Origin of the sequence: Curvibacter lanceolatus ATCC 14669 (assembly GCF_000381265.1) — a bacterium.
Classification (GTDB): domain Bacteria; phylum Pseudomonadota; class Gammaproteobacteria; order Burkholderiales; family Burkholderiaceae_C; genus Curvibacter; species Curvibacter lanceolatus.
In genome coordinates this window covers 78,062-92,518 of the sequence record NZ_KB906267.1, presented here as the reverse complement: position 1 = coordinate 92,518, position 14,457 = coordinate 78,062, and the positions used below count along the sequence as shown (strand labels likewise).

Below are 14,457 nucleotides of genomic sequence, written 5' to 3'. Positions count from 1 at the left end.
GGCCTTGTCGTTCAGTCGCCGAGCAGCGACAGATCGCGCACCGCGCCCTTGTCGGCCGAGGTGGCCAGCAGGGCGTAGGCCTTGAGCGCGGCCGACACCTTGCGGGGGCGCGGCTTGACGGGCTTCCAGCCCTTGGCATCCTGCTCGGCACGGCGCACAGCCAGCTCTTCGTCGCTCACCAGCACGTTGATCGTGCGGTTGGGGATGTCGATGCGGATGCGGTCGCCATGGCGCACCAGGCCGATGGTGCCGCCAGCCGCCGCTTCGGGCGAGCAGTGGCCGATCGACAGACCCGAGGTGCCGCCCGAGAAGCGGCCGTCGGTCAGCAGGGCGCAGGCTTTGCCCAGGCCCTTGGACTTGATGTAGCTGGTGGGGTAAAGCATCTCTTGCATGCCCGGGCCACCCTTGGGGCCTTCGTAGCGCACGATCACCACGTCACCGGCCTTGACCTCGTCGTTGAGGATGTGTTCGACCGCTTCGTCCTGGCTTTCGACCACATGGGCCGGGCCTTCGAAGACCAGCAGGCTGTCGTCGACACCGGCGGTCTTGACCACGCAGCCGTCGATGGCGATGTTGCCGCGCAGCACGGCCAGGCCGCCTTCCTTGGAGAAGGCGTTGTCGTAAGAGCGGATGCAGCCTTCGGCTCGGTCGGTGTCCAGGCTGGGCCAGCGGGTGGCCTGGCTGAAGGCCACCTGGGTCGGGATGCCGGCCGGGCCTGCCATGTAGAAAGTACGCACGGCCTCGTCGGTGGTGGTGACGATGTCCCAATGGGCCAGGGCGTCGCCCAAGGTCTTGCTGTGCACGGTGGGCACGTCGGTGTGCAGCTTGCCGGCACGGGCCAGTTCGCCCAGGATGGCCATGATGCCGCCGGCGCGGTGCACGTCTTCAATGTGGTACTTGTTGGTGTTGGGCGCCACCTTGCACAACTGGGGCACCACGCGCGACAGGCGATCGATGTCGGTCATGGTGAAGTCGATGCCGGCCTCTTGCGCGATGGCCAGCAGGTGCAGGATGGTGTTGGTCGAGCCACCCATGGCGATGTCCAGCGTCATGGCGTTTTCAAAGGCCTTGGTGCCCACCGAGCGGGGCAGTACGGTCTCGTCGTCGCCTTCGTAATAGCGCTTGGCCAGGTCCACGATCAGGTGGCCGGCACGCTTGAACAGTTGCTCGCGGTCGGCATGCGTCGCCACCACGGTGCCGTTGCCCGGCAAGCTCAGGCCCAGGGCCTCGGTCAGGCAGTTCATCGAGTTGGCGGTGAACATGCCCGAGCACGAACCGCAGGTGGGGCAGGCCGAGCGCTCGACCTCGGCCACGTCGGCATCGCTGACATTGCTGTCGGCGGCCATCACCATGGCGTCGATCAGATCGAGCTTCTTGAATTCGATGGTCTGGGTGACCGGGTTGGCCAGACGCACCTTGCCGGCTTCCATCGGGCCGCCCGACACAAAGACCACCGGGATGTTCAGGCGCATGGCGGCCATCAGCATGCCGGGCGTGATCTTGTCGCAGTTGGAGATGCACACCAGCGCATCGGCCGTGTGGGCGTTGACCATGTACTCCACCGAGTCGGCAATGATGTCGCGGCTGGGCAGCGAATACAGCATGCCGTCATGGCCCATGGCAATGCCGTCGTCCACGGCAATGGTGTTGAACTCTTTGGCCACGCCACCGGCGGCCTCGATCTCGCGCGCCACCAACTGGCCCATGTCCTTCAGGTGCACGTGCCCCGGAACGAACTGGGTGAACGAGTTGGCGATCGCAATGATGGGCTTGCTGAAATCGTCGTCCTTCATGCCGGTGGCGCGCCACAGAGAGCGAGCGCCCGCCATGTTGCGGCCGGAGGTGGAGGTCTTGGAGCGGTAAGCTGGCATGAAGGGGTCCTTGGGGTCGTTCCAGATCGTAGGGGTCGAGCTGCACGCATCGCGGGGCGGGTGGCGCGCAGCCCTTGATTATCGTCTGCCGAGGCAAGCCTTGTTGCCGTGCGGGTCTGATGATCGGGTGAAGTCCTGGGCCCAGGCTGCGGGTGACTCCTGTGCAGGCTCCTGCGGAGTTAGACCGCATGCGCTCAATCGCTGCTGTCTGTGCCCTTGTCGTGCCGCATCGGTTTTGATCGGGTTGTTTCAAAAATGCAACATTAAATGTTACAAAGTGTCAAATAATTGACTCGAATCATTTCTTTGTCCGCTGAAGCTTCTAATTGGCGTCTCTGGTGACCATTGAGAAGCGCGATGGGGGTGAAGAATTTATGATCGTCAATGATTATTTGCACGGGGTGGCGGGGGTGATGCTGCCCCGGGTGGCGGACTACCCCTCGCTGCTGCCCGTGCTGTTTTTTGCCGTGTTCGCGACACTGGTGGTGCATGTGTGCAATCGTCTGGTCGAGCACACGGCTTGGTCGGTCGATCCAGGCAATCGGCGCCTGAGTGCGTCGCATGCGGCGTTGATCATCGGCTGCATCGTTTGGGCGTTGGACATTGGGGGCTTCTTCATGTACCCGCACCTGGATGGCTTGTCGCCGAGTCTGCATGACGGTCTGCTGGCCTTGCTGTTGATGATCGCCAGCGCCCGGCTGACGTTGCCGGAGCTCAGTTCCGGCGTGAGCCGCAGGCGCACGGCGGTGGCGGGCACCTTCATGGCGCTGGGCATGTTGTCGGGGCACTTCGTACTGGCCATGAGCTATGGCGCCAGCCTGCAGCAGGTTGAGACCGGTCCGCTGCTGGCCTCCATCGGCGTGGCGGTGTGCCTGACCGTGGGCTTGTCCATTCGGCACCGCGTCGCCAAACGGCGCTTGCTGATCCGCAGCCATGTCATGCAGCGCTGGCCCGATGTGTTGATGGGGGGCTTGATCATCGTGGTCTTGCATTGCCTGTTGATCAACACCTTTCCTCCGACCATGCTGGCGGCGGCAGGGGGCGGCCAGGCTGGCGCGATCGGAGTGGTGGCCTTGTTTGCCTTGGTGGTGGCGCTGGAGCACATGGGCAATCTGCGTCTGGATCAGGGGCTGCAGTTGCGCCTGCGGCAAGGCCTGTCGATGATGCGGGTGGCTACGCCCGAGGCCAACCCGCAGCACGATGTGCAGATGGCCTTGATTGCCGATCACTTGCCGGAGTTGCTCATGGCGCAGCAGCTGGTCTTGCATTTCCAACCCATCGTGCAATTGGAAAAGGGGCCGCCACCAGCTTTTGAGGCTTTGCTGCGTCTGCAGCACCCAGTGCTCGGGCGCCTCAACCCCGAGGTCTTTTTGCTGGTGTGCGAGTTGCAGGGCAAGACGACGCTGGTGGATCGCCTGATTCTCGAGCAGGCAATCGGGCAGATGGAACGGTGGGCCCGTGCTGGTCTGCTGGGCCTGAGGGTGTCAGTGAACCTGTCTCCGACCACGCTGATGGAGCCCGGCTTCAACCACTGGCTTGCGCAGACCCTGGATGCCCATGAAGTGAAGCCCGTGCAGCTCACCCTGGAGTTGACCGAGCACGCCATCATCGCCAGCGGCGCCCCCATGCTGGATGCCATGCGGGCGCTGGCCGGGGTGGGCATCGCGGTGGTGATGGATGATTTCGGTGCTGGCTATTCGTCGCTGGCCATGTTGGCCGATTTGCCCATCCGGGGCATCAAGTGCGATCGGTTGTTTGTGCGAAACCTGCTGGTGGATTCTCGGCGGCAGCGCCTGCTGAGCCATGTGTTGGCGATTGCCCGTGATTTCGACCTGGAGGTCACGGCCGAAGGCATAGAAACCCCGCAAGAGCTGGACGTGGTGCGTGAGATCGGGCTGCACAAGCTGCAGGGCTACCTGTTTGCCAAGGCCATGCCTGCCGAGGAGGTGCCCGGCTGGCTGGTCCGCCTGGCCAGTGGCCTGCCCCAACTCGAGACGCGCGGGCCCACGCAAGGGCGGGAGGCAATGCAGCTCCAAGAGTGCGCGAGTTGATGAGGGCCGGGTCGTGGTACCGGCCGGTCAGGCATCTGCGCCTGTGCCCCTGTTGGCTTGATGAGGGCGCCGTGTGCTGAGCTGCACGTTGGATGTTTGCCCACAAAAAAACCCAAGTGACGTGAGTCACTTGGGTTTGCATTTGGCGGAGAGGGCGGGATTCGAACCCGCGGTGGGGATTAACCCACACACGCTTTCCAGGCGTGCGACTTAAACCGCTCATCCACCTCTCCGGAAGCCCTCAACTATAGCAGGAAAAACGGAGGGGTTTGCCGTGGCGCTGGGCAGGGTTCAAATATTTCGACGCCGAGCAAGGGCTCGCATCGGGTGTTGCTTCGCCCTAGAGCAGAGGCCGGTTGGGCGACAGAGGGGATATTTCTGTCGCCAAGCACTTCATGAATGCGTTCTTGCGCATCTGCGCCTGAGGCTGCGGCGGGTGGGGTTGAGCGCGGACATCGTGCGCTCCGATGCAATGCCCCGTGGCCTATCAGGTCGCACTTTTGCGGTCTTGCGCCCGGGTTGAACGCCATGATTTGCGACAATTGCAATTCGAGAACAATTTTATGAAGTGGGATGCCTGTGCCGTCCATCAAGCAATGAAATACATCCCAATTCTTGATGGTCTTCGTGCTGTCGCCATCCTGATCGTCCTGGTCAGCCACGTTGTCACGCCTTGGGTACCGGGTGGATTTGGTGTCACCCTGTTCTTTTTCATTTCAGGATTCATCATCACCCGCATGATGCTGGCGGAGCCCCACAACGGCGTGGCGATGGCGCAGTTCTATGTGCGTCGGATGTTTCGACTTTATCCCGCGCTTCTTCTCCTGCTGTTGACAGCCTGTGGCCTGGCGCTTTGGATGGGCTCGGCCATCCCCCGATCGGACGTGCTGGCGGTTTTGCTGTATTTCGCCAACTACCATGAGTTTCATCCGCTGCCTGCCGCCAACTCCCCCTTGGTGATCACCTGGTCTCTGGCCGTGGAGGAGCATTTCTACATGGTGTATCCGGCGTTGATGATGTTGGCGGGCCGGAGGCTTTTGAACGTGCTGCTGGTGGTCATCGTTCTGACGCTCGCATGGCGGGGCTATTTGGTTTTCGAGTTGAATGTGGATCACTACCGAACCTACCTGTCGACGGATACGAGAATTGATTCCATCGCCTGGGGCTGTCTCTTGGCGGTGCTGGCTGGTTCCAAAGGGGGGGCCCTGGAGCGATTGAGAAAGATGCCGTTGTTTTACCTGGGAGGGGCCCTGGTGCTGGCGACTTTTGTGATCCGTTCGGAGGCCTTTCGTGAGACCCTCAGGTACAGCCTGCAAGGCCTGGGCCTCTTTATGGTGCTCTGTGAACTGGTTGTCTTTCAGACGGGGCCGAACATGGTGCGCCAATTCCTGGAGTCGCCGCCGATGCGCTGGATCGGTCGAATCAGCTACTCACTCTATCTGTTTCATTTCTTGATACTGACCACATTCGACAACTTGGGGTGGACCAGTCCCTGGGCCCGGGTCGCAGTCTTGACCATGAGTTTCGTGGTGGCGGAGCTGTCCTGTCGCCTGGTAGAGACGCCGTGCCGCAAATTTGGGCACGAGCTGGCTTTGAAGATCGGCCGTTGAGATCGGCTGGTGGCCGTTGCGCCGGAGCGACGCCATCTCGCCGCAGCCCTGTTTTGAGGAGCACACCTGTGTGCTGTTCACCGTCAAGCCGACCTTCTTTGAACCCCAGCACATCCCTGGGATTTGCCGCTTGATGCATGCTGGTTCCCGGCGGGCAGATGGCCGGCTTGAGGATCGTTCGATCTTTTCTGTTCTCTTTTCGATGGAGCACCTTACCGAATGAGGCTACAACTGCTTCCCCTGGCGAAATGGATGTTGGTCACAGCGGCTGCAGTGAGCACCGGGCTGTGTCAAGCGGCCCCTGAGGAGATCCAGGTCTACCTCGATGAATTTGCCGAGCCGGGCCAGTTCGGCCTGGATCTGCACACCAACCTGGTGCCCTCGGCCCAGCCCGGCTCGCCCACCTTTCGCCAGTGGCGACTCACCCCTGAACTGAGTTACGGCATCAACAACCACTGGGAGGCCGGCCTGTATGTTCTGAGTTCGGGGGCCCCGGACATCTCACATGGGCACCCCGTCACCGATGGGGCCAAGGTTCGGCTCAAGTGGCGGCCCCGTGCGCCTTCCGCCGATTCGCCTTGGTATTTCGCCGTCAACTGGGAAGTGGGTCACCTGGCCCAGCGCTTTGATCCCGATGAAAGTTCCACCCAGCTGAAGTTCATTGAAACCTACCGCCAGGGGCCCTGGCTGGCAGGGGTCAATTTCAACCTCAATGGGTCTTTCAGAAGCCATCCGCAGCAGTCCTCGTCGACCGAGCTGGACTACAAACTCAGCTACCAGGTGACAGGCGAGGATCAAGGTGACCTGCGCCTGGGTCTTGAACGCTACGACACCCTGGGCCTCTTGCATCGCAATGCGGCAGTGGCATCGCCCCACACCACCAGCAACTTTGTGGTGGCCGACTTCAACCTGGGTGGGTGGGATTTCGACCTGGGGGTGGGGCGTTCCTATGGCTCTGCTGTCGCCAATACCGACAGAACGGTCATCAAGTTAATTCTGGGCGTGCCTATCTAATGGTTGCTTGAGTTGCTGCGCCTGAGGCGGGTGTCGGCGCCTGGCCAGTGCCCTCGGTTCAAGCCTGGGCCAGCCGCTGGCGCAGCACGTCACACAAAGAGGCCATCACCGGCAGTTGAACCCGGTGCGTGGTGCGCACCAAGGCATAGCGGCCAACGGGGGTGGGCAGAGCGTGGCGGGGCAGGGCGATCAGGCGCCCGTCGTCCAGCTCGGCCCGCACCACCGCATGGGCCACCAGCAGCACCATGTCGGAGGCCAGGGTGGCGCTTTTGAGCGCCTGGTAGTTGTCGGCCTGCAAGCTCGGCCAATGGCTGCTGGGCTGCAATTTGCCGAGGGATTGGCTGATCTCGCGTTCAAACGCCTCGCTCAAAGGAGAGCAGGCCACGGCATAAGGGCGCAGGTCAGCCAGGCTGGGCCGGGGCAGGGCGCTCAGCGGATGCTGGGCGCGGCACACGAAGCCCCCCTCCAGTGGGGGCAGCAACTCCATGCTGAGGCCATCGGTGTCGCGGATGGCGCTGGCGTCCACCACCGCCAGGTCCAACACATGCCGGCGCAGGTCTTCGAGCAAGGCGTCGGTTCTGCCGACGGCCATGCGGGCGCGCACCTGCGGTGCCTGGTCGGCCAGCCAGGCCAGGCAGTGGGCCATGCCCAGCTCGGCCGGGGTCGGGCTGAAGCCGATGGCGCAGTCGCCAGCCAGCCCGGCGTTCATCAGGGCCAGTTCGCGCTTGAGTTCACGCTCCTCATCCAGCAGGCGTTGGGCTTTGGCCAGCAAGGCCAGGCCGAAGCGGCTGGGTTGAAGCCGGCGTTTGCCGCCATCGAACAAGGGCACGCCCAATTCCTGGGCCAGCGCGGCCAGGCTGCGGCTCAGGGCCGACTGGGTCAGGTGGCAATGCTCGGCCGCCCGCTGCATCGATCCCTGCTCGCACACCGCCAGAAAGTGCTGCAACTTGCGGCTTTCCATGCTTGAAGGTCTTTGTATGAGTAAATTGCAAAAATTGAATGATTATTTTGCGCTTGAATCATCAAATGCGGCGATGGATGATCTGGCCTTCTTCATCTGCTGCCTGACCTACCCATGCGCACTGCTTCCGATCATTGCGGGTTCCTGAGCCCTGACGAGCCTGGTGTGCCGCCGCCAATAGGCCGTTTTGAAGACATGATGACCTGGCCCGAAGACGTCCAGCTCACCAGCTACCGGCAGATGGAGCGCGTCTACCCCACGCGCCGCGTCCGCCGTGGCCCCGAGGTGCGGCCGTTGCCGCAGGGGCCTGCCCTGTCGCTCCAGTACCGCCATGAAGGGCAGACCCGGGGCATCGACGCGTTCATGCAGCGCAACCGCTGCACCGGTCTCTTGCTGCTGCAGGATGGGCAGGTGCGGCTGGAACGCTATGCGGCGGGCCGCGACGCCCAAAGCCGATGGCCGTCGTTTTCTGTGGCCAAGTCGATCTCTTCGGTGTTGCTGGGCATGGCCCTGCACGAGGGCCTGATCCAGAGCCTGGACCAGCCCGTGACCGACCATGTGCCCAAGCTCTCGGGCTCGGCCTACGAGCAGGTCAACATCCGCCAGGTGCTGCAGATGAGCTCCGGCGTGGGCTGGAACGAGGATTACCTCGACCCCCAATCCGAGCGCCGGCGCATGCTGGCCGCCCAGGCGGCCGGCCAGAAGGGGCGGGTGCTGGAGTTCATGGCCGCTCTGCCGCGGGTGGCCGAGCCGGGCACGCGCTTCAACTACAGCACCGGTGAAACCTACCTGGTGGGCGAGATTCTGGCCGCCGCCGTGGGGCGCCCGCTCAGCGACTATCTATCGGACAAGCTGTGGGGCCCGCTGGGCATGGAGTGCGACGCGCTGTGGCAACTCGATGCGCCGGAGGGGCTGGAGTTCGCCGGCAGCGGTCTGAATGCCACATTGCGCGACGTCGGGCGCTTTGGGCAGTTCATGCTGAACCAGGGCGTGATCGACGGGCACAACGTCCTGCCACCGGATTGGGTGGCCGACTCGACCGACGTGATCAGCCACCCCCACCTGCGACCCGGGCAGATCCCCCGCTATGCCCCCCGGGGCTATGGCTACCAATGGTGGACCTTTGGCGATCCGCCCCCCGCGCCCGGTCAGCGCGGTGCCGGGCTGTTTGCGGCACTGGGTATTTTTGGCCAACAGATCCACATCCACCCGGCCTCGCGCAGGGTGCTGGTGCTGCAAAGTGCCTGGCCCGAGCCGATCGCCCAGGCCTGCGTGGCAGAAACCGCCGCGCTGGTCGAGGCACTGGTGCAGGCCTAGTCCTGACGCTGTGAGGGCCACTGCCGTCCCGATGCCCCAGTCCGGTGGGTTCAAGCCGCTGGGTCGATGATGAGCAGGGTGCCCCAACTGCCCGCGGCCACCGCATGGGGAATGCCGGCGGCCACCGTGTAGAGCTCGCCGGCTTGCACACGCAGGGCTTGCCCTGCAACCACCAACCGGAGTTCGCCTGCCAACACCACAAAGGCTTCGTCGTAGGGGTGGGTCTCGTCTTCGGCGGGCTGGCCGTCCATGCGCAGCACTTTGAGCTGGCTGTGGCCCAGCCGCGCGACGATGTGGGAGCGCCAAGGTTGCGGCAGCGCGGCCGCAAGCTGGTGCAGGTCTGATGTAGGCATCGGGTGTCTTGGGGTCCGGTCTGGCCCCCGCAACGTGCGGCGGGCCCGAGGCAAGAATAGGTGCCAGGGGGCCCGGCGTCTTGTACCGGATTGCGCTCAGTTCATGGCGCCATGCGAGGTGTCAGGCCGGGAGGGTTCTGCCCCCCATGCTGTCACCTCGTGAGTGGGGACCGTGGTTCAGAGGCTTTCGCGCACCACCCGACCCTGCAGGGGCTGCACGGGCCGGGCATTGGCCGGGAACAGACGGCGGAAGGCCTTGATCTGAGCCGGTGCCAAGGTAATGGGTTGTTTGAGCACCATCCAGTTGACCCCTTCAGAGCAAGGCGGTGTGGTCAGCGAGCCTTCAAAGGCGTAGTAGCCCAGGTTGGTGGGCAGCATGTCCGCCAGCTTGATTTCCAGCGCTTCGACGGTGATCTTCTCGCCCGGGCGCGGCAGGTGGGCAAACACCGGCTCGAAAGCCTTGTTGGGCACGCCGGGTTGGATCAGCACACCGACCACGCCCAACTCACCTGCGGTGCTTTTGTGCACGAAGTGAGCCACCATCGCGGTGTGGCGTCCCTTCAAGGTTTCTTCGCTGGGGGTGTGGAAATGGAATTGCAGCAGTTCATAGCTCTTGTCGCCCACGCTCAGTTTGCTGCCGGCGGGTACATTCACTTGCACTGTGTGACCGTTGTTCACCAGGGTCGGTGCCGCGCTGCCGTACTGGAATTCGAGCGCCGGCAAGGCTTCCTTGACCGTGCTGCTGATGTCGATGGGGCTCTGGCGCGAACCCTTGGCACAGGTTTCAAATGCCGGGTCCATCTCCGCCCAGTGTGCGGCGCCGTGATGACCCGCGTAGCCCCAGTGGGGGGCGGCATCGGAGGCGTGTGCCGCGAAGGCAGCGAGGGCCAGCAGGCTGGCGGACAGGGTATTGAGAGATGGGCGACGGATCATGCGAGGCTCCTGATGGGCAGACAGGTGTCTGCGGTGCAAAGATGGGCTTTCTGATTGTAAGTAGATGTTATTGCGTCATTGTTCAATATTGGCGAACACAAATGGGGCTGATGCCGCGCAGGGCGTTCAAATTTGATGCGCCAAGCCCGAAGAGGGGCCTTCGCAGCGGCGGCACGCCCGCTAGCCTTCTGGCGGGCGCTCCAAGGGCCAGGCCAAGCGTGTCGGCCGACAAGGGGAAGACATGGGTGGGACTCTGATGGCGCGGGTGGGGTTGGCTTTGCGCCGGGCCGCGTTCAACGCAGAGGGGCGACGCCTTGGCGGCTTGCTGTGCCTGGCCGCCATGCTTGGGGTTGGGGTTAGGCCTGTGGGCGCGCAGCAGACCCGGCACGCCGACGACCCTCTTTTACAGATCAGCGAGGGGATCGCAGGCTGCCCCGTGCCGGCCATTCCCTTGGAGACCCCGGCTCAGGCCCGCGAGTCCGCCCACTGGCGCGCAGAGCGCGGCACCAGTTGCTACCGTTCGGGCCGTTGCCGCCTGCCCAACGCCTATCTGTACGACGCCGAGATCATCCCCAGGGTGCGCTTGTTCGCGCAGCAGGACGAGCGTTTTGCGGGCACCAGCCTCTGGGTTCTCGGTCAGCACCGTTGGGTGTTCGTGCTGGGCTGTGTGGGCTCTGAGGCGCAGGGCAGGGCGATCGAACAGGCCATCCAGGGCATTGACGATGTCGAAGCGGTCATTGGGCAGTGGCGGGTCGGTTCCGAGGGGGCGGCGCCCTATCCCGTCGCGGGGCCAGGGCCTTGAAATGCCTCGCCATGCGCGGGCATTGGGGGCTCACATGCGCTTTTTGCGACTTTCGGACGTCATTTGTTAACCCTATACTGGCCAAAGTGTCACTTATGTGACCGATTGTGCGTCCGGGCCAGCGATTGGTGATCCATCTGTGAAGGAACCGAAATGAGCGTGTTTCAGAGGCTACGCATTGGAGCCCGTTTGGCTCTGGCTTTCGCGGCACTCATTCTCATGATGGTGGTCATGCTCATCGTGGGGGTGTGGCGCCTGCAGGACATCGCCTCACAGACGCACCAGATGATGGAGCGCCCCCTGGCCAAGGAGCGCCTGGTGTCGGACTGGTACCGCACCATCCACACCAGTGTGCGCAGAACCACCGCCGTGGTGAAAAGTGCCGATCCCGCCCTGGCCACCTTTTTTGCCGAGGAGAACCAGGCCGCGTCCAAGGTGTCGTCGCAGCAGCAGAAAGACCTCGAAGGTCTGCTGGAAACCGCTGACGAGCAGGCCGTCTTCAAACAGTTGCTGGTCCACCGCATCGCCTATGTCAAGGCCCGGGATGCCATCACCGCGAGCAAGACGGCAGGGCAGGACGAGGAGGTCGAGCGTCTGTTTCGACAGGATTTCCAGCCGGCTGGCGCGAACTACCTGGGCAGTCTGCAAACCTTGCTGGATCAACAGCGCCGGGCCATCGACCAGACCGCGGTCCTGATTGAGGACAACAACCGCAGTGGCCGCAATCAGATGTTGGTGCTGGGGGCGCTGGCGGTGGTGTTGGCCGGGGCCTTGGCCGTTCTGATCACACGCAGCATCACCCAGCCCTTGTCTCAGGCGGTCGAGGTGGCCCATCTGGTGGCCGCGGGGGACCTGCGCAGGCAGATCAGCAGCGACCGCAACGATGAGGTCGGGCAGTTGCTCAACGCGCTGGGCACCATGAACGAACGCCTGCGCGACATCGTGAACCAGGTGCGTCAGGGCACCCACGCGATGCTGCATGCCTCCAGCGAAATCGCCCAGGGCAACCTGGACCTGTCGGGACGGACCGAGTCGCAGGCCAGTGCCCTGGAGCAGACGGCCGCTTCGATGGAGGAAATTACCAGCACCGTGCGGCAGAACGCCGACAACGCCCGCCAGGCCAAGCAGTTGGTGCAGGCCACGTCAGAGCGCGCCACGGCGGGCGGGCAGGCGGTGGGGCAGGTGGTGCAGACCATGGGCCAGATCCATGCCTCGTCGGGGCGCATCGTGGACATCATCGGTGTGATCGACGGCATTGCGTTCCAGACCAACATCCTGGCGCTCAATGCCGCGGTCGAGGCGGCCCGTGCGGGCGAGCAGGGGCGAGGTTTTGCGGTGGTGGCCGGCGAGGTGCGTGTCTTGGCCCAGCGCAGCGCCCAGGCCGCCAAGGAGATCAAGGGCCTGATCTCGGCCTCGGTCGAGAACGTGGACCAGGGCCATCAACTGGTGGAGGGGGCTGGCAGCACCATGGCCCAGGTCGAGTCCGGGGTGCGCCAGGTGGCCGACATCGTGGCCCACATCGCCTCAGCCAGCCAGGAGCAGACCCTGGGCATCGAGCAGATCAACCAGGCGATCGCCCAGATGGATTCGGTGACGCAGCAGAACGCCGCCCTGGTCGAGCAGGCGGCAGCGGCGACCGAAGCCCTCCAGCGCCAGGCCGAACATCTGGCCGATTTGGTGGCCGTATTCCGGCTGGAGGGGGCCGGGCCTGCGCTGGGGTATTCCAGGGGCTGAAGCCGGTCAGCCGGGCGAAATGTGCCTGTCATGTACTGGCAATAGGCTTCAGGGTTTGTCGATCCTGAACTCCCATGCCTGCCAAGAAACTGTTGATCATGAGTGTGTCAGCCGGCATGGGCCATGTGCGGGCCGCCGAGGCGATCCGGGCCTGTGCCCTGCAGCACCCCGAGGTGGCCGAGGTGGTGCACCTGGATGCGATGGACTTCGTGACGGCCGGCTTTCGCAAGGTCTACACCGATTTCTACGTCAAGCTGGTCGACAAGGCGCCCACGCTCTGGGGCTATTTGTACAACCACACCCATGAGGCCAAGGCCGACAGCTCGCTGGAGCGCCTGCGCCGCGCCCTGGAGCGCATGAACGCGCGGGCCTTGCGCCGCCAGATCCGGGCCCTGCAGCCCGACGCCATCATCTGCACCCACTTTCTGCCCGCCGAGATGCTGGCGCGCCAGATCCACCTGGGCGAGCTCTCCTGCCCGGTGTGGGTGCAGGTGACCGACTTCGATCTGCACCGCCTGTGGGTGCACCAGGGCATGGCGGGCTACTTTGCCGCCAACGACGAGGTGGCATTTCGCATGCAGGCCCAAGGCATTGAGGCGCGCAACATCGAGGTCACGGGCATCCCCATCATGCCGGCCTTCGGTCAGGCCTTGAGCCGCTCGGTCTGTGCGGCCGAGTACGGCCTGGACCCGGCCCAGCCCACCTTGCTGCTGATGGGCGGCGGGGCCGGGGTGGGCAGCCTGGAGACGATTGCCCAGCGCCTGATGCGCCTGGAGCAACGCTTTCAGTTGCTGGCGCTGGCCGGTCGCAACCAACAGGCCCTGGCCAGCCTGCAGGCCTTGGCCCTGGAGCACCCGGGGCGGCTGTTTCCGCAAGGGTTCACGGGTTTCGTGGAGCGTTTGATGGCCTGTGCCGATCTGGTGATCACCAAACCCGGGGGGCTGACCACCTCTGAATGCATGGCCATGGGGCTGCCGATGATCGTCAACTCGCCCATTCCGGGCCAGGAGGAGCGCAACGCCGACTACCTGCTGGAGCAGGGGGTGGCCCTCAAGGCCTTTGATGGGGTGACCTTGGAGTACCGGGTGCGGCGCCTGCTCGATCAGCCGGCGTTGTTGGCGGCCATGCGCGAACGCAGCCGCGCGCTGGGCCGGCCCGATGCCGCGCAGCGGGTGCTGGCCAGGGTGCTGGCATGAGGGCCCCGGCCGTGCCGACAGGCCCCAGCGCCGAGCGCCCCCTGCTCACCGTGGCCTGGGTGGCCGTGCTGGCCTTCTTCTTTGCCCAGGTCGAGATCCAGATCGAAGGCGGCGCGGGCTGGGCAGCGGCCTTGCCCACCTGGCGCATCGAACAGCACTGGCTGCTCGACATCTTCTGGGGCGGGCGGGCCATGACGGGCTACCACGCCTGGATCTTTTCCTTCATGGTGCTGATGTTCCACTTTCCGCTGGCCTTCTTGCAGACCTGGTCGTGGCGCCTGCAGGCCCGGGCACTGGCCTGCATCATGCAGTTCTGGGTGATGGAAGATTTTCTGTGGTTCGTGCTCAACCCCGATTTCGGCCTGGCCCGTTTCGATCCGCAGAACGTGCCCTGGCAAAAGCACTGGTGGTGGTGGGCCCCGACCGATTACTGGACCTTTTCAGCCGTGGCCATCGTGCTGTTCTGGCTCTCGTTCAAGGCCGCGGGCCCTCCACAACGTGCGGCTGTCACACCACTGCCTTGAAAACAGGCAGTGCAAGCCAAGTTCAATCAAATCAATCACTTGCGTGTGCTTTCAAGCCAAAGGGCACGGCTTGTCCACAGGTTTGTTCAGT

The 14,457-nt window shown here is 64.0% G+C and carries 14 protein-coding genes and 1 tRNA gene; 10 read left to right on the top strand and 5 right to left on the bottom strand.

Annotation, left to right across the window (positions count from 1 at the left end; all coding sequences use genetic code 11):
• Positions 1 to 11: 11 nt before the first annotated feature.
• On the bottom strand, positions 12 to 1,871 hold the full coding sequence (ilvD, locus tag F624_RS0122520; RefSeq protein ID WP_019576628.1) for a dihydroxy-acid dehydratase: 1,860 nt from the start codon (positions 1,869 to 1,871) through the stop codon (positions 12 to 14).
• Positions 1,872 to 2,245: 374 nt separating this feature from the next.
• Between ilvD and F624_RS0122515 the strand changes: the two genes are divergently transcribed.
• On the top strand, positions 2,246 to 3,922 hold the full coding sequence (locus F624_RS0122515; RefSeq protein WP_019576627.1) for an EAL domain-containing protein: 1,677 nt from the start codon (positions 2,246 to 2,248) through the stop codon (positions 3,920 to 3,922).
• A gap of 143 nt (positions 3,923 to 4,065) precedes the next feature.
• Here F624_RS0122515 and F624_RS0122510 read toward each other — a convergent pair.
• A tRNA-Ser gene (locus F624_RS0122510) sits at positions 4,066 to 4,155 on the bottom strand.
• A 246-nt stretch (positions 4,156 to 4,401) separates the two neighbouring features.
• Here F624_RS0122510 and F624_RS0122505 point away from each other — a divergent pair.
• The 3 genes from F624_RS0122505 to F624_RS0122495 all read left to right on the top strand — a co-directional run bounded on the left by F624_RS0122505 (position 4,402) and on the right by F624_RS0122495 (position 6,546).
• Positions 4,402 to 5,532, top strand: coding sequence for an acyltransferase family protein (locus F624_RS0122505; protein WP_169426674.1), 1,131 nt, complete (start codon positions 4,402 to 4,404; stop codon positions 5,530 to 5,532).
• Between the two features lie 70 nt (positions 5,533 to 5,602).
• Complete coding sequence (locus F624_RS0122500; RefSeq protein ID WP_157443568.1) at positions 5,603 to 5,755, top strand: hypothetical protein; 153 nt, start codon at positions 5,603 to 5,605, stop codon at positions 5,753 to 5,755.
• A 29-nt stretch (positions 5,756 to 5,784) separates the two neighbouring features.
• The gene (locus F624_RS0122495; RefSeq protein WP_019576624.1) at positions 5,785 to 6,546 is read left to right on the top strand and encodes a hypothetical protein; all 762 of its coding nucleotides are present in this window, start codon (positions 5,785 to 5,787) and stop codon (positions 6,544 to 6,546) included.
• A 58-nt stretch (positions 6,547 to 6,604) separates the two neighbouring features.
• On the opposite strand, the gene F624_RS0122490 is transcribed toward F624_RS0122495, so the two are convergent.
• Positions 6,605 to 7,507: a LysR family transcriptional regulator gene (locus tag F624_RS0122490; protein WP_019576623.1), complete on the bottom strand. Its 903-nt coding sequence runs from the start codon at positions 7,505 to 7,507 to the stop codon at positions 6,605 to 6,607.
• A gap of 16 nt (positions 7,508 to 7,523) precedes the next feature.
• On the opposite strand from F624_RS0122490, the gene F624_RS36285 reads away from it, so the two are divergent.
• Together F624_RS36285 and F624_RS0122485 are read left to right on the top strand one after the other, a co-directional pair.
• Complete coding sequence (locus tag F624_RS36285; RefSeq protein ID WP_273425123.1) at positions 7,524 to 7,655, top strand: hypothetical protein; 132 nt, start codon at positions 7,524 to 7,526, stop codon at positions 7,653 to 7,655.
• Positions 7,656 to 7,705: 50 nt separating this feature from the next.
• Positions 7,706 to 8,824, top strand: coding sequence for a serine hydrolase domain-containing protein (locus tag F624_RS0122485; protein ID WP_169426672.1), 1,119 nt, complete (start codon positions 7,706 to 7,708; stop codon positions 8,822 to 8,824).
• A gap of 50 nt (positions 8,825 to 8,874) precedes the next feature.
• On the opposite strand, the gene F624_RS0122480 is transcribed toward F624_RS0122485, so the two are convergent.
• Both F624_RS0122480 and F624_RS0122475 read right to left on the bottom strand, forming a co-directional pair.
• On the bottom strand, positions 8,875 to 9,177 hold the full coding sequence (locus F624_RS0122480) for a cupin domain-containing protein (protein WP_019576621.1): 303 nt from the start codon (positions 9,175 to 9,177) through the stop codon (positions 8,875 to 8,877).
• Positions 9,178 to 9,354: 177 nt separating this feature from the next.
• Positions 9,355 to 10,110 (bottom strand): carbonic anhydrase, encoded by a 756-nt coding sequence (locus F624_RS0122475; RefSeq protein WP_019576620.1) that lies wholly within the window; start codon positions 10,108 to 10,110, stop codon positions 9,355 to 9,357.
• Between the two features lie 241 nt (positions 10,111 to 10,351).
• On the opposite strand from F624_RS0122475, the gene F624_RS0122470 reads away from it, so the two are divergent.
• The 4 genes from F624_RS0122470 (at position 10,352) to F624_RS0122455 (ending at position 14,366) form a co-directional block, all read left to right on the top strand.
• Positions 10,352 to 10,912, top strand: a complete 561-nt coding sequence (locus F624_RS0122470) for a BON domain-containing protein (protein ID WP_157443567.1) — start codon at positions 10,352 to 10,354, stop codon at positions 10,910 to 10,912.
• Positions 10,913 to 11,065: 153 nt separating this feature from the next.
• A complete protein-coding gene (locus F624_RS0122465; protein WP_031255881.1) occupies positions 11,066 to 12,646 on the top strand; it encodes a methyl-accepting chemotaxis protein in 1,581 nt (526 codons plus the stop codon).
• 74 nt (positions 12,647 to 12,720) lie between these two features.
• Entirely contained in the window at positions 12,721 to 13,842 is a 1,122-nt protein-coding gene (locus tag F624_RS0122460; RefSeq protein WP_019576617.1) for an MGDG synthase family glycosyltransferase, read from the top strand.
• Entirely contained in the window at positions 13,839 to 14,366 is a 528-nt protein-coding gene (locus F624_RS0122455; RefSeq protein ID WP_019576616.1) for a hypothetical protein, read from the top strand. Before F624_RS0122460 ends, F624_RS0122455 begins: the two co-directional genes overlap by 4 nt.
• Positions 14,367 to 14,457: the final 91 nt, after the last annotated feature.